This is a genomic window from Anaerocolumna sedimenticola, assembly GCF_009931695.1.
GTDB classification, from domain to species: Bacteria; Bacillota; Clostridia; order Lachnospirales; family Lachnospiraceae; genus Anaerocolumna; species Anaerocolumna sedimenticola.
Genome location: NZ_CP048000.1, coordinates 5,182,308 through 5,198,960 on the forward strand (window position 1 = coordinate 5,182,308; position 16,653 = coordinate 5,198,960).

Consider the following 16,653-nt stretch of genomic DNA (forward strand, 5'->3'; position numbering starts at 1 on the left):
CTTATTTACAGTATAACGGACGATTGATTTGAAAACCGGAAAACTCATTATACTATTGCAGTAATATAAATCGTTATAATAACAACTAAAAAGCAGGCCGTAAATTATGCTCCCCTTGTGGCAGACAGTTTAAATAATAGTACTGTCATTTGCAAGGAGGAGCATATCATTTTCGGTCTGCTTTGGTATCTGTATACGGGTACTTTATCCGTTGTCGAATACCGGTTCTATTCGTTACTAACCTGCTTTGCTGCAAAATAATCTGATTAATGTTTATTTTGTCCAATGCATTACAAGTTCTGTTTCGCCGGTATTTTCATCTTGCTGTTCTTTTGTGACTGCAAATGACTCCCTTAGATAAAATGTAACCGCGCGGACATTCTTTTTATAAACCTGCAAAGTTAATTCATAATGGTTTGCCTTAATATAATCGAGTAACGCTTTCCCTAAACCCATGGATTGACAGCTCACCTCAACAAATATTCCTGCAATATAATTGCCCATTAAACCAACAAATCCCTGAAGCATATCATTGTTCTCGTAAACATAAATGGTTGCATCAGGTAACATTTCTTTTACCTTGTCATAATTTCCTATCCAGTAGCTTTGGGGAATAAAATCATGAGCTTGTATATTTGTATCAAGCCATAAGTTCATAACTGATTCTAAATCGCTGATTTTAAATTCTCTTATCATATTTTATCCTTCCATGATTTTTTCTCAAAGGTCTGACTCCATACGATTACAACGTCAAATGTCTCATCTTCAAAGGGAATCATTTCGCCGTCATAGTGATGAAATATCACGTGGTATTCTTTTTCGCAGCTTCTTATATTATTCAACTGTCTCCATCTTATCCAATAATTTTTCCAGAATCAGTGCCACACCCTCCTCTTTGTTGCTTTTCGTAACGGTATAAGCCTGTACTTTTATAAATTCTTCCGCATTGTCCATTGCAACGCTGTATTTTATCTGACGAAACATATCAACGTCATTCTCTCCATCTCCAAAAACCAGTACTTCATCATATTTAATATCAAATTTATTCATGAAATATTTTAAAGTCTGCCCTTTGGTAATTCCCTTGGGAGAAATCTCGATCAACCTTGGACAACTTCTTACTATTTCATAATCTTCACCATACTGTTCTTTCAGACTGTTATACACTCTTTGATTTGTTTTAGGGTCCGCAGCGCAATTTATTTTATTCAATTTCTTTGGTACTTCTTCCACCGACTGTATCTGTTTCTGCAGCGGATAACCATTCGTTATATCTGTGATCCAGGTCCATGCTCCGCCAAGATTCGGATAATCTTTTGGCAGACCACGTAAGGTACGTTCTTTTTCTTTCTCTATTCTTTGCCATTCCGGTATCCAATAATAAATTGCCTGATCCTCATAGCATTGCACTTCTACCTCCATACTTTGCCCAAATGCAAACAAAGTCCGTATATCTTCTTCCTGCAGCTGCCGTATAACCTGCCTTTCTTCTGTGGCCAGATAATATGTTGCCATTCCGTTTACTTCGATTAAGTAACCATTATGTTCTTTCATCTGCAGCTGCTGCGCATAAGGGAGCAGACGCGGATAACTCCGTCCGCTGGCTAATATAATCCGAATTCCCCTCTCCTGACAACGGATCAGACAGCTTCTTGTCCGTTCCGTAATCTGATCTATTTCATTTAACAGTGTGCCGTCCATATCCAAAACTATCCATTTAATCATGCATCAAACCTCCTGCCCTTTATCATCATTATTTTACCATACTTTTTCTTTTGCGCTACCCATTATTTTATTTAAATTGTCGGATTGTATCTTTATTGGGTATCAGAAGCAGAAAAACAGGTTTACATAATAAGGATAGCATACCCCACAAAATGTAATATGCTATCCCTTACGATTTATTGATATTATATACCGATATTAATTATTGATATTACTTATTGATATTATTTTGTGATATTGTTTTGTGATATTGTTGTGTGATACTGTTTTGTGAAATTGTTTTGTGATCATTCATTCATACAATCAGCAAAACCTGTTGAGACTTTAATTGGACACTGCCTTCCGGGTTATAAACCTATTCCTAATTATTTGAGTTCCTTTACAGTAGTCTTATCCTTTCCGTTCCTGCAATAACCGCAATTATAACAGGTATGAGTCTTGGCCCATAAGCGGTCTGCAGTAACGGCCCATTGACTTGCTGTTTCCCCGCATTTTTGCTTCAATTCATGTACATCTTCCGGGTGAAGCAAATCCGTTGATTTAGCTCCGGACCTTTCTACCATTTCAACCAGACGTTCCGGATTATCTAACAGCGGACATGGACGCAGATGATTGCCGTTAAAGGGCTGATTTTTATAATACTGCATAAACAGCGGTCCTTGAAGCGCATCCAGAATCGGTGTATTATAAATATTGGAATCGGAATAGTGGACAAAAGCACAGGGTTCTATATCTCCGGCCGAATTGATATGCAGATATCTGCGCCCACCTGCAACACAACCTCCGGCATATTCCCCGTCATTCCAGAAATCCACACAAAATATCGGTTTTGTCTTACGGAAATTATGAATCTGGCGATACATTAATTCACGTTGGTCTGCAGTGACGATTAACTCCGGTACAGCATCCGCACCAACTGGAATATAAGTAAAGAACCATGCGAACTTTGCCCCTTTGGCTACCAGGTCGTCTATAAATGCTTCGCTTCCTATAACTTCTATATTCTTGCGGGTATAACAGCACGATGCGCCGAAAGCTAATTTCTTCTTCTTTAATATCTCCATAGCCCTGACAACTGCTTTATAAGTTCCTTTTCCCCTTCTTGCGTCAGTCTCATCTTCAAAGCCCTCTATACTTATTGCCGGTATAAAGTTTTTTACACGTTGCATTTCATCTGCAAATGCTTCATCTATCAGTGTTCCGTTGGTATATGCGGTGAAAATACAGTCTTTATGCTTATCACAAAGTTTTATGATATCCTGTTTACGGATAAGAGGTTCTCCTCCTGAGTAAGCGTAAAAATGTACCCCCAACTCCTTACCCTGTTTAATGATATTATCCAGTGTTTCAATGCTCATGGATTGCTTATTGCCGTATTGTGCTGCCCAGCACCCGGTACAGTTTAAATTGCAGGCTGAGGTAGGATCCATTAATATTGCAAAGGGGATATTGCAGCCATATTTCTTTTGCAGCTTATTATGATCTTTGCTGGAAAATAACGTAGCATTACATATAAAATTGCGGAAGAAGACTTTTCTTATTCCGGGATCAATATCCTCCCACATACTAAGTATATATTTATACCAGTTACTATCCTTATCCTCGATAATTTTACGAAATACCATACGCTGTGCTTTCAGAATATCTTTTTTATCTGATTTATCTACTAACCCAACTATCTTAAGCATTCGTTTCTCCGGCTTTCGGTTCATATAGTTATATACGGTATTCGTCATGATAGTCAGGAATTTTTCTTTTACCATTACCTGCCTCCTTACTTTTTAACATTCATATAATCAATTTATGTTATATTCTGGCGAATAGTTCTTAATGAACAAAGAAAAAAGAGAATGGATTTCTCTCGAAAACTACAGAAAAAAAGGAGCCTTTTGAGCTCCTTTTTCATAATTACCCCTAATTAAAAATACATTTCATAGAATTTGTTCGCCTCTAATTAAATTCCCTGATAACAAAACTTCAAAACTCCGCCATCTTTACACTGCGAGAAATTTCCATTTTCCATGATTCACTCTGATAAGATACATGGCAGACCTTGAGCTGAAATCGAAAAAGATACCTATCATAACTGCGGTCAGGCCTATTCCAAACCAGCTGATAAGCAGGAAAGACAATAAAACCCTGAAAGTCCACAAGCCTACAAAGGAAGTAATCATAACATACTTAATGTCTCCGGCGGCTTTTAATGTTGCCGAACATAGATTAAGTACCGCCAGAAGCGGCTCTATCACTCCAAATGTACAGACTATACCGATGGATTCCTTTATTACTAGGGGATCGCCGGAATACAAACCCGCAAGATGTTTAGAGAAAATAAACATTAGGATACCAATAACAAAAGCCACTGCCATTGCTATCTTCAAGCTCTCATGGGAATAGGTTTCCGCCTTTTCATAATCCCCCTCCCCAAGGCTCTGGCCGACAAGAGTTGTATTTGCTATAGCAAAGCCGAAGATAGGGAAGAAAGCCAGTGCATTTATATTTAAACCGATCTGATATGCCGCCATAGCGACTGTTCCCAGCGGGACAATGATAATCTGCAGTACCAGGAAACCGCCCTGCATAACTGCCTGCTCGATGAAACCGGGGATGCCTATATTAATGATCCGTTTAATCATATCTCCCCTGATTCTATAATCATCCTTTAGGCTTAGATTCAGTTTAAGACCTTTAAAGTTGTATAAAACCAAAACCCTGACAGTCACACCTATGATTCTGGAAACCGTTACTGCCGTAGCGGAACCCACAATGCCAAATGCAGGGATATGTAAGGCAGGCACACCAAATATCAATACCGTATTCAATATGATGTTTAAAATATTAACTCCGCCAGTGATTATCATCGGAGTTTTTGTATCCCCTGCTCCTCTCATAGCTCCCGAAACAATGATATCAAGCACAAGAAAAGGCAGATTTATAAGTATGATATTGAGATAACTGATTCCGGCTTCAAATACTTCCGGTTCCGCTTTACCAAAAAATAAACCCAGTAACGGCAATGAAAACACCCTGCCTATAACTGCTATCAATACCCCGACTATAATTGCCATATATCCTGATTGAATTAATGCTCTTTTTGCATCTTCGTTGCGGCCTTCCCCCGTAACCCTTGCTATAATTACTGTTGTTCCTATGGATAATCCCGAAAAAACCGTTTGCAAAAACCCCATAAGCATATTTACCATACCTACGGCTGCAACTGCATAAATACCTATTCTACCCATAAAAATTGTGGAAACCATGCCTACCATCATCTCAAGTATCTGCTCGGTAATGGAAGGCCATGCCAGCGAAATTATTTCTTTATCCGCTCTCTTATCTAGTCGAAACCATTTCTTCATCGTCTACCTCGTTTTATATATACCTTATTTATGCAACGAATATTATTGTAAATCAAATAGATATATCTGGCAAGAAAAAATAGTTTATTTGCAGGATTCTGTCATTCTCTTTTTAATGTTCTGCTTTCTCTCTACGATTCAAAACCTCTGCATCACAGGAAGTAAGCCATGCCTTCTTTTTTAGCAAGTCATTTAAAGTATACATAATTTCCGTCTATAATGAGAAAAAGACTAACGAGACCTTGAACTGACCTCCCCTGTGTTAGATTTTGGTCTAACATATGGGGCCAGTTCACCCGTTAGTCTTTTTCATACTATTATTCCATATAACCATATTATTTAAATATTTGATAGTCTTAATCCCCATAGAAGCGGAAACCAGGAAAAATCAGCTGTGCACAAGAGGCTTTATTTCCATTCTTTATATCAATTTAACTCCCAAACCCATTTTAATATATGGTAAGTATTTTATACTATTTTTATTAATCTGCCCTATGATATTTACCCGTTCCTCCTTGGGTAAATCTACCCGGGCAATTTCCAGCTCACCCATATATCTTAAATATTTATTATTTGAAATAAAAATACTTCCTGTCTTTCTAAGAGGTGTATCATTTCCCTGACTTATAAACTCTAAAGGTGTTTCTTCCGGTTTAATTTCCTGTTTGTACTGTCTGGATTCCTGGGAGCGGATGACATACTCACTGGAATCCGGTCTGTCATGATGTATGGTATTTCTTACAAACTCATAGGCCGGAAGGACATCTGCTTCAAGCTCCACATAATTTTCACTTAAGCATTTCAAACCGTTCCAATCTTTCTCTTTTATATCCACATCACCGATCAATACCACATCACAGCTGCCCTCATAAGTAAGCTCCAGCATATTCAAAACAACCTCATCCTTGCGGTTTCGATGTTCTTCCACCGTCGGAAGTCCTTCATACAAAGGCCCCCTTAATTCTAAGTTCCCGGGAACAAATGCCATGGTAGTAAAGCCAAGATATTTTAACCGCTGGTTTATTTCCTTTACCCTTTGAATGGTCAATGCGCTGAACTCCTTCGGATAAAAATTATGGCACGCTGCAAATTTCGTAAAATCAGCTCCGTATTTCTTCCATTCCGCCAGTTCTTCTTCCATAATCGTAGAAGCATTGAATACAACATGAAAGCTCTTGGAGATTTGAACCGTCTCTTTTGCCGTAAATCCATAATCAAGCCTTACATGTGTAACCCCAAGCTCCTTTAGCTCTTCCATATTTTTTACACCAAGCTTTTCAAAGGTTTCCGGTCCTACATCCACGATCAGGTTTAAATTTTCCGCCCTGCATTGGGTCAGAAGCCTTTGCATATCCAACCGGTAATCAACCCCTGATTCCTCCGGGATGTGGAGTGAAGTAAAAATATACTTCACTCCGTTAATCACCGCCCTTTTTATCAGGTTTTCATTTTTCTCCGAACCATTTAAGAAATATAAAGAAATTCCTGTATTCATTTATTCAACACCATATACTTCATTGATTCTGTCTTCATTAACACCAAAGAAGTATGTTACCAGAAATCCGCCTGCATAAGCCACAAGCATGGAAATAAGGAATCCAAGCTGCTGTCCGGGACTTACGATTAAGAGACCAAACACGCCGGAAACACCCTGGGAAACTGTTCCGAGATGTAACAGTGCCGCTAACGCCCCGCCAAAACCTCCGCCGATACAGGCTGTAATAAAGGATCTGCCAAGAGGCAAAGTAACCGCGTACATCATTGGTTCTCCGATACCAAGAATTCCTACAGGAATGGAATCCCTTATATATCTTTTTAATTTCTTATTCTTTGTTTTCATATATAAAGCAATACCGGCACCAACCTGACCGCCGCCTGCCATCATAAGGATTGGAAGCAGATAGTTAATACCTTTTGTGGCACCTGCAGGATCATTTAACATAGCATGAATCGGTGTTAATGCCTGATGAAGTCCTACCGCTACCAGAGGCAGGAAACCTGCGGATAAAATATAACCTCCCACAACACCCATCTTTTCATAGGCAAAACTTAAAATAGCAAAAATAACCTTTGTAAGACCTGCACCTAATGGCTGTATTACCAACAATGCAACAAGTCCGCCGATAATCAGTACCAGTAACGGACTGGCAAAGGTATCAATTAAATCCGGCATGTGTTTTCTGATTTTCTTTTCCAGTACTGCAAAGAACATACCTGCAATTAATGCTGCCAAAAGACCGCCTGCTGCAGGATTAAAAACAGAATTGGTAATCGGCAGTAAAATCTGCTTATCATTGACTGTTGCAAGTAAAGGCATAGCAACATTTGAAATTGACATGGCACCTGCGATTGCTCCCAGAACACCGGAACCCCCAAATTCCTTAGCTGCGTTATAACCTACTAGAATCGGCAGGTAAGCAAACAACGCCCAGCCCATGGTGCGGATGCAGGCATACCACCAGGTTTCTGATAAAACTCCATTAGTAGAAACATTAATTACATTACAGATTCCGTTAATCAAACCTGCAGCAATAATTCCTGGAAGTAATGCCACAAATATGTTCGCTATTTTCTTTAAAAATCTTTGGACCGGTTTATCATATTTCGCCTTTTGAAGCTCTTTATTTTCTCTGGTCACTTCATTAATATCCGTCCCTGCCGAAGCATTCTCTGCCTGACCTTTGGCAAGTCCTGTGAGTTTGTAAAATTCGTCCAATACTTTGTTGACTTTACCAGGCCCGAAAACAACCTGAAGTGTATCACTTTCAACTACTCCAAGTACTCCTTCCACCTTTTTTACCTTTTCAATATCGACCTTGGACATATCCTTGATGCCGATACGAAGCCTTGTCATACAGGCAGCATTGGAAGTGATGTTAGATTTTCCTCCCAATAAATTAAATAGTTCTTCACTGATTTGCTTGTAGTCCATAAATTACCTCCTCTAAATTTAATTAACTTGTTCAAAATAATCTGTCAAGGCAGAAAGAATGCAAAATACATATTCTATCTGTCCTACCGGATTGCTAAGCATAACTCCTTTCTTTCCTTTTTTATTTCAAAGCCAAGCGGACATTCCCTCCGGCTTGTGATAGCTTTTGCCTTGCTTCCTCAACATCACAGCCCGACAAAATCATGGTAACGGCTGTTTTTACGTGCCCGTCTGCCTGTTCCAGCACAGTTCTTGCTTCCTCTCTGCTGCATCCCGTGGCGGTGATCAGAATATTCTGTGATCTTACCACCAGCTTTTCATTGCTTTGTTTTACATCAACCATGAGATTTTCATACACTTTTCCGATTCCGACCATGCTGCCGGTAGAAATCATGTTCAAAATCATTTTTTGCGCTGTGCCTGCCTTTAATCTTGTAGACCCCGTTAATACTTCCGGTCCGGTAACCGGTTCTATCGCAAGCTTTGCTTCTTTGCCAATATCCGATCCCCTGTTACATGCGACCGCAACAGTTTTGCAGCCCATGGAACCGGCATACTTAAGCCCATAGATCACATAAGGAGTTCTTCCTGAAGCAGCCAGGCCAATTACGATATCTTCCTTAGACAGCCCGGCTTCCTTTAGTTCTTCTTCACATAGGGTTTCACTGTCTTCCGCACCTTCCACGGCTTCTACAAAAGCTTTTTCCCCGCCTGCAATAAGGCCGACTACAAGTTCCTTTGAAACACCAAAAGTCGGGGGACATTCTACCGCATCCAAAAGTCCAAGCCGTCCTGATGTTCCTGCCCCAATATATATAATTCTTCCGCCTGCCCTTAAGCTTTGTGTCGCCCATTCTATAGCCGTGGCAATCTGTGGAATTACTTCTTTTATTGCCTTTACAACCTTTTCGTCTTCCTGATTCATTATCTGTGCTATTTCAAATGGCGTCATTTCATCTAAATTCAAGGTATCCGGGTTTCGTGACTCCGTTATTAGTTTTGATAAATCAATCATGTTCTATTCCTCCATTCTTCTGTATATGGGTCCTGCCGAACTGCTTCATACAGAATTCGTAATTTCTATTTACATAAGCAGTGAAAAATATGTCTACTACGTTTAATTGTGAAATTCTTGAAGACATTGCTCCACTTCGGTGAATCAGTTCCGTAGCTGCTACCGGCAGTACAAAATCAGCTTCCGCAGCAAGTTTGGATTCTACTGCCCTGGTAATTGCTATTACCTTGGCACTGTTCGCTTTTGCTTGTTTCGCACATTCTAACATCTCTTCTGTGAGACCGGAATAGCTGATGACGATTGCCAGGTCATTTTTCCTTAAATTTCTTGCAGCTAAGAGCTGCGCATGCCAGTCATCGCATACATTGCAGATAACGTCTGCACGAAGCAGCTTTAAATATAAATCTCTGGCAACCAAAAGGGAGGTTCCAAGTCCGAATACCGTTACACTTCTGCTGTTTTCCAACAGCTTAACACATTCCGTTATTATTTTCGGTTCAAGCAGCTTTCTGGTGGTTTCCAAAGACTCAATGTTTTTCTTTGTTACCTTGTAAATAATATTTTCTACCGTATCCTCCCGTGTAATTTTCTGAAAAGCAATATCCCTGCTCTCCCGAAACAAGGCCACCTCGTAGGCTAAAGTATTCTGAAAATCCTTATAACCTTTGCACCCCAACTTCTTGCACAGTCTTACGATAGTAGCCGGAGAAGTATATGTTTCTCTGGCAATTTCTTTTATGCTTTTTCTCAGTACGGATTCCGGATTCTTCTGCAGTCTTTTTATCAGCTCTTTTTCTGCTTCTCCGGCATTTGGAAAATAGTCTTCAATTCTTACGAGTAACCCTTTCATAGGTATTCTCCTCTCTGTAAAGCCGAAAGAATTTTTAACTTTTGTTTCACATTACTGATAAATTCATTCTAGCTTTTTTGTATTATATTTTCAATATAGCTTCAGTTTAATGAAACTTTTTTTCATTATATGATAAATTATCAAGGAAATAAAGGACCTGATTTTCGTAAAATCTGATTAATGGGAAACTTGCAAAGGGTATCCCTCAAGTCAAAGACCAGATAGATACCCTTTTACAAAATCTTATAATGTTCTAAAACAATTTCAGCAATTAACCTTTTGCTTGTTCATAATTATTCTATGAAAGAATAGATTAGAATATGACTATTTCTTAGTATTTCCTGCAAGATTTGCTAATTTAAATTTTTACAATCAGTTACCACATTCCGATATTGCCAGAAAGAAGTTTCGAAAATACCTCTTCCTTCTGTAATGGTAAAAAGCTGTGTTGCAAAATCTTTACAGGCTTCAAGGGTCACCTTACCTTTGATAATCATTTCAGATTGTGTATATTCCGTCTCTTCCATAGAGGCATTCATCCGGACCAGTTCCGATATGACTTTCTTTTCATATCCCTGGGGTGCCGTTAAGGTATATTTCATAACCGGTTCCATAGTTTTCGTACCGATTTCCCTTAATGCCTGATATACCACTTTTTCCGCCAGTCTTCGAAAATCTGCCGGTGTACTTGTGACACTGCTGTAGCCATAATCCATAAAGGTTACCTTAGTGTCTACTACCTCACCGTAAAGTCCCTTCCTGATTCCTTTCTCCACTCCTTCTCTTACGCCATTCTGAAAAGATTTGGCCAGATTTCCGAAAGAAACCTTTGTTTCATATTGAAAACCACTGCCCTCCACTAAGGGTTCCAAGGTAAGACCCACTCCTGCCTGTAACAGATTACCCTCCTCAAAAATAGGTACGATACAGGTTATTTTATCCAGAGGTTTATCTTTCTTTACAGTCGTAACACTGTCAAATTCCGTATCAAGATGGAATCTCTCCTTTAGCAGCATTTGTAATATTTCTTTCTGCAAGTTTCCGAATAGTTTTAACTGTATTTCCTCTGTTTCTTCGTCTATATTTAAATCCAGATAAGGATCTTCCATGGTAAGTATCTGTAATGCTTCCAGCAGTTCGCGCCTGTTTATGGCAGGCACAGGCCTTACTCCGACCTTTAATAGAGGTTCCGTCTGTGAAAAGGCATGCAGCTTTGTTTTCACTCCGATCCAGTCACCGCATACTAATTCTTTTGCATCCATAAGCACAGCCACATCACCGGCTTCCACTGAATCCACCGGCAGAAGTTTACCATTCTTGGTCTCAAACAGATTTCGGATTATAATCTCACTTTTATCTTTCTCAACATTTGTGCGCATTCTGACAGACAGTTGACCCGAATAGATTCGAATATAAAAAAGCTTGTGGTTATGCTCATCAAATAATACTTTATAGATATAAGCAGAAAGTGCGGTGTTCTTATTTTCCTTTGGCATAAACCACTTACTGACAGCCTCCATCAATTCAAGAATCCCAATATCCTTAAGGGCGGTTCCGTGATAAACCGGATAAAGCTTTCCGTAATGATTTCTGCTTCGAATTACATTATCATAATCTTCTTTCGTAATCTTATCATTATTCATATATTTTTCCAGCAGCTTTTCGGACATAACAATTACCTGCTCCATAAAATCCTGCTCCTGGTAACTTCTTTCAGAAATACGGAACGTTTGACCTGTTCCATCATACTCATAGATTACTTTCTGCATTAATAAAAAATCGTTCGTAAGCTGTAATTTAATCTGTTCATATACTTCTTCCGTATTGACACCCAAACGGTCAATTTTATTGATAAAAAAGATAGCAGGAATCTTCATCTGCTGTATTTTATGAAAAATGGCACGTGTCTGCGGTTGGACACCCTCCTTTGCAGAGATAACAAGAATTACTCCGTCAAGTACTGACAGAGCTCTTTCTACTTCTGCAATAAAGTCCATATGCCCCGGTGTATCAATAAGATTAATTTTAGTTTCACCAATCATAAAAGATACCGTAGCGGAACGGATTGTCATTCCCCGCTGTTTTTCCAGTTTCATAGAATCAGTGGTTGTTGTACCGTTATCCACATTTCCCATAGAATTTTTAACACCGCTGTGAAACAGGAATCCTTCCGTTACCGTAGTCTTTCCAGCATCAACATGTGCCATAATACCGATATTTAATTTTTTCATCATGATCACCCATTCTTTCCCTGACCTGCAAGTATTAAGTGCCGGTTGTATTTGCGAAAAATTTATCTTTCGCTTTGTTTTATACAGGTAATCAGCAGCTTCCCTTATGAGAACGGGCGGGTTGCCTGACATGGATTCTCATGTTTTTTTCTAAAAATAAGCGGAACAAAGTGTCAGCGTGCTGACACTTTCGCACCCGAGCGGATTGCGTAGCAATATATTCCCTTTCCGCGAGGTGTGCTTCCTGCCCAGAGGGCTTTTTTATCGTATAGGACGTAATTTCCTATACGATAAAAAACCACAGTTTTCGACTGTGGTTAAAGTTCAGATATAAAATCTAAAAATCCGTTACACTGCTTTATCTTATAACAGATTTTGCATGAATACCAAGGTCGGCTGATTGCATCTTTATTATTCTGTTCTCAATTAAATTAAGCTTGCGCATATTTCAGCCTCCTTTTTATTTTTTATATTAATTAAAATACAACAGAATCAAAGATTTGTCAACCATAATTTACATATGATTCCAACATTAAGGTTATTCTTTCATATACTTCGATTCTCTTTATCATACAAGAGTATTTTGCAGCCTCTGTTTTGAATCTCTGCTTTTAAATCGAATCGAGAAAATCACCATAACCTTCCTTCTCCATATCTTCTTTCGGTATGAATCTGAGTGATGCACTATTGATACAGTACCTCAATCCACCCATTTCAACCGGTCCATCCTCAAATACATGCCCCAGATGTGAATCTCCAGCTTTGCTTCTTACTTCCGTACGTTTCATGCCATGGCTGTAATCCGTAACTTCTACTATAATATTTTCATCAATCGGCTTAGAAAAACTAGGCCATCCGCAACCGGATTCAAATTTATCACTAGATACAAAAAGCGGTTCCCCAGTAGTAACATCCACATATATCCCTTTTCTGAACTCTTTAAAATATTCATTTTGAAAAGGCCGCTCCGTAGCATTGTGCTGAGTTACTTCATACTGTATTTTTGTTAAACTTGTTTCTAATTCTTCTTTTGATTTTTTCGGATATTTATTTTCCTTCATAAGTATTACACTTCTTTCTATTGATTTAATAATATCTAGTTATTACCGATTACAGGAGATTTACTCACACTTATCACTATACTTTAAATTGTGTCAATGTCTCTTCCAAGTTTCAGGAATAATTATTAAGGGGTACTTCCGCTGTCACAGCTCCGCTTCCATTCTTCCCTGATTCCGGTATTCTTTCGGTGTCAAAGCTACATACTTCTTAAATTGGACCGAAAAATATTTGTAATCACTATATCCAATCAATTCAGCTACTTTATAAACTTTATAATTCGTATTAACCAGCAGTTTTTTTGCTTCCTGCATACGAAGTTTCTGAATATAATCGATATAGGTTACTCCGGTAATTTTTTTGAACAGAAAGCTGAAATAGGTTTCTGATAGATAAACATACTCACTTATCATCTTTAAAGTGATTTTTTCGCTTAAGTGTGCCGCTATATATGACTTCGCCTTATCCATTACCTTATGCTGCTCTTTGATTTCAAGGGGATCAACTGATTGATCAATCTCTTTTGCCAGTGCCACCATAACACTCACGATATAAGTTTCAAGCTCCTTGACATTTAAGGCTTCTTTCACGAAATCATTATACTCATCACCGATAATTTTCTCCATTCCTTCATAACTGTTTGTAATCTTGGATTGAACCATCAATTTAAGGGCGATACAGTAATTTTTAACGATTTCCGGCAGCAGGTTCTGCTCCATAAGCACCCGGAATATGGAGGTCAGATATTTTTTCGTTTCAATATAATTTCCGGTACTGATTGAGACCGCAACATGCTCCATCTCCTCCGGATAAAACCTTATAAAATTCTGCTCATATTTTGACTCATTATTGTCCTGATAGACCTGGACTTTTTTGTCTCCCAGATAAAAACTATTCTGAATTGACCTTTTTGCCTGATTATATGATTTTGATATATGATGAATGGAGGGATAACTTAAACCAATCCCTATGGTATACGGCACTTTTACACGCTTAAAGAGACAGTTTTGAATATTTTCACTGATACTTTCCAGACATGGAATCATCTGTGTTTTTTGTTTCTCTATGGAGGTAAAACAGAACACAAAATCAATGGTATCATAATCTTTCACGATATAATAAGCATTATCCACATTACTTAATTCCTCTTTTAAAATATTTCTGTAGGAGAAAGTAAGCAGCCGCTTGTCTGTTGCCCAGGACGATTCCAATTCTTTAAAAATACTGTTTCTGTCTAACTTTATCGTAGCCGCGGTAAAATAATGTCCTGAAAAATCCAATTCCAAAGAAGCGGCTTTCTCATCAAAACCATTGAACAGACTGGTATCTCCCTCTAACATGGACTGGAGAAATTCATTTCGCATGGTTTCATAACCCGCACTGATATACAGATTACTGTAAAATATTTCCTCTTTTATTTCCCGCTTTTCATCCATACTTTCCTTTAATGCGGTAAAGGCATCCAGCAGTTTTTTCTTGTTGGTAGGTTTTAACAGATAATCGAAAGCCCTGAATCCAATCGCCTGGCGTGCGTATTCAAAATCAGCGAATCCGCTTAAGATAATAATCTCAATATCAGGGTATAACTCCCTTGCTTTTTTTGACAGTTCTGTTCCCCCCATAATAGGCATTTTAATATCTGTCAGCAAAACATCCACCGGGTTTTTCTTAAGTTGTTCCAAAGCATCTTTTCCGTTTGCACTTTCTGCTGCGACTATGAATCCTAAAGACTGCCAGGGAATACTGTTTACTATTCCTTTACGTATCATATCTTCATCTTCTACGACCATTAATCTATACATATATCACTCCTTAATCGGGATACACAGACTCACTGTGGTACCTTCCTTTATTTGGGATTTAATATTTATACCATAAGGTTCGCCAAAGTATATCTTTATCCTCTGATTCACGTTTCTCATACCAATACTATCCCCTATTCCGAGAATAGCACTGTTCATCTTCTGCCTTATTTTTTCACACACATCCTTTTCCATACCCTTGCCGTTATCCTCAATCTCAAATACAATGGTATTTAATTCTTTTTTTCCGGTTAAACGGATGATACCTCCTCCCTCCATTCCCTCAAAACCATGAACGATGCAATTTTCTATAACAGGCTGAAGAATAAGCTTAACTGTTTTATAATGTACAATATCCGGATCTATGTTCCACTCCTCAATAAACTGATTCTTATGCATGATTTTTTGCAGGCATACATAACTTTTGACATTTTCAATCTCCGTATTGATCGTTACGAATGCACCTTTTTCCGATACGCTGGTCTTAAAAAATTCACCAAGTGCTGATACCATTTCTCCAATTTCCTCATAATTTTTCATTTGTGCCATCCAAAAAACATTGTCCAGTAAATTGTATAAGAAGTGGGGATTAATTCTCTGTTGTAAGGCCACTAACTCAAGTTCCTTTATTCTTGTTCTGAGTTCAGTTTCATTAATCTTCGTTATATAAGTCTCCTCCAACACTTCATTTAACCGGTTCAGCATGGAAGTAAATACGTTATTTAAAATCTCGTGCTCATCCTTTGATTCCGTATTAATACCCTCCTCTTTCAAAACTAACACATCTTCTTCGTTCGTCTGCTCGATTCGGCCAAGTAAACGGTTCAAAGGAATCTTAATACTTTCATTTACTAAATAAATGACGGCGCCGGATGTTACCAATACCAGTAAAAAAAGTAAAATCGTTGTTATCAGCCCGTGCAGATCGTATTTCTTACCGGTAAAAGTATTTACCACATGAAGGCCGGTATCTGAAATCGGTGCAACTACCTCATAAACCAAATCTGATTTACCGAACCTGGAACCAGCAACAATTCTCCCTTTGCCGTCGGTAATAGCTATCTTTTGTTTTGATGATCCTACGGCATTGTTAAGTATATTTTCGATTTCCTCAAGATTAATCAAAACAACATACCTTGCTTTAAGACCGCTTGTATAATCGATCTCAACGTTCTCAGTACGGCATAATGCAGGTTTTTTGCCGTAATCAAGATAATACCATTCCAGACCGTCTTTTAACCGGCTTCTGATTTTCTCCATATCGATTAACGTCTTTTTATATATGAATGAGGTGCCGTCCTCAAAGAAAATGGAGGTATAGTCTATCTCGCCTTGGGTGGACATAATGCTCGCTATGGTATTTTCAATCCGGTTGGTTACCCCGTCCGTCTGATATTTTGGTGTTGTTGCATACAAATACAAGTCCGTTAAAATATCATTATTCTCTTTCAGATACTTAAATTTCAATTCCAGCTGTTCAAACATGTCATTAACCCTGATATTGGATTCATAGGCAAAGTTTTCATAATTGCTTTTCAAATTATCGTTAGAATAAAGGAATTCAAAAAACGCATTGATAATAATCATAACAGAGATAGGGATAACACATAGAACAATAAATGCATAAGCAAGGCGTCTGCGTATAGAAATTTTCCTTAAGACTTTAACAAATCTATCCAT

The 16,653-nt window shown here is 38.4% G+C and carries 12 protein-coding genes and 1 pseudogene; all 13 read right to left on the reverse strand.

Annotated features, from left to right (window positions below):
• Positions 1 to 273: 273 nt before the first annotated feature.
• Positions 274 to 696: an N-acetyltransferase gene (locus Ana3638_RS23080; protein WP_161840127.1), complete on the reverse strand. Its 423-nt coding sequence runs from the start codon at positions 694 to 696 to the stop codon at positions 274 to 276.
• Entirely contained in the window at positions 693 to 842 is a 150-nt protein-coding gene (locus tag Ana3638_RS23085; RefSeq protein ID WP_161840128.1) for a class I SAM-dependent methyltransferase, read from the reverse strand. The genes Ana3638_RS23080 and Ana3638_RS23085 overlap by 4 nt, the downstream gene beginning before the upstream one ends.
• Entirely contained in the window at positions 835 to 1,725 is an 891-nt protein-coding gene (locus tag Ana3638_RS23090) for a Cof-type HAD-IIB family hydrolase (RefSeq protein WP_161840129.1), read from the reverse strand. The genes Ana3638_RS23085 and Ana3638_RS23090 overlap by 8 nt, the downstream gene beginning before the upstream one ends.
• A 365-nt stretch (positions 1,726 to 2,090) precedes the next feature.
• Positions 2,091 to 3,488: a radical SAM protein gene (locus Ana3638_RS23095; protein WP_161840130.1), complete on the reverse strand. Its 1,398-nt coding sequence runs from the start codon at positions 3,486 to 3,488 to the stop codon at positions 2,091 to 2,093.
• Between the two features lie 231 nt (positions 3,489 to 3,719).
• Positions 3,720 to 5,084 carry an MATE family efflux transporter gene (locus Ana3638_RS23100; RefSeq protein ID WP_161840131.1) on the reverse strand — a complete coding sequence of 455 codons (1,365 nt, stop codon included), beginning with the start codon at positions 5,082 to 5,084 and terminating at the stop codon, positions 3,720 to 3,722.
• A gap of 421 nt (positions 5,085 to 5,505) precedes the next feature.
• Positions 5,506 to 6,579, reverse strand: coding sequence for a MupG family TIM beta-alpha barrel fold protein (locus Ana3638_RS23105; protein WP_161840132.1), 1,074 nt, complete (start codon positions 6,577 to 6,579; stop codon positions 5,506 to 5,508).
• Positions 6,580 to 8,016, reverse strand: coding sequence for a PTS transporter subunit EIIC (locus Ana3638_RS23110; protein ID WP_161840133.1), 1,437 nt, complete (start codon positions 8,014 to 8,016; stop codon positions 6,580 to 6,582).
• 121 nt (positions 8,017 to 8,137) lie between these two features.
• The gene (gene murQ, locus Ana3638_RS23115; RefSeq protein WP_161840134.1) at positions 8,138 to 9,031 is read right to left on the reverse strand and encodes an N-acetylmuramic acid 6-phosphate etherase; all 894 of its coding nucleotides are present in this window, start codon (positions 9,029 to 9,031) and stop codon (positions 8,138 to 8,140) included.
• On the reverse strand, positions 9,024 to 9,881 hold the full coding sequence (locus tag Ana3638_RS23120) for a MurR/RpiR family transcriptional regulator (RefSeq protein WP_161840135.1): 858 nt from the start codon (positions 9,879 to 9,881) through the stop codon (positions 9,024 to 9,026). The genes murQ and Ana3638_RS23120 overlap by 8 nt, the downstream gene beginning before the upstream one ends.
• Before the next feature lie 353 nt (positions 9,882 to 10,234).
• Positions 10,235 to 12,244: an elongation factor G gene (locus Ana3638_RS23125; RefSeq protein ID WP_161840136.1), complete on the reverse strand. Its 2,010-nt coding sequence runs from the start codon at positions 12,242 to 12,244 to the stop codon at positions 10,235 to 10,237.
• Between the two features lie 479 nt (positions 12,245 to 12,723).
• Positions 12,724 to 13,173 (reverse strand): annotated as a pseudogene (gene msrB / locus Ana3638_RS23130) (peptide-methionine (R)-S-oxide reductase MsrB); the annotation flags it as partial.
• 144 nt (positions 13,174 to 13,317) lie between these two features.
• Positions 13,318 to 14,973, reverse strand: coding sequence for a response regulator (locus Ana3638_RS23135; protein ID WP_161840138.1), 1,656 nt, complete (start codon positions 14,971 to 14,973; stop codon positions 13,318 to 13,320).
• 3 nt (positions 14,974 to 14,976) lie between these two features.
• Positions 14,977 to 16,653, reverse strand: coding sequence for a sensor histidine kinase (locus Ana3638_RS23140; protein ID WP_161840139.1), 1,677 nt, complete (start codon positions 16,651 to 16,653; stop codon positions 14,977 to 14,979).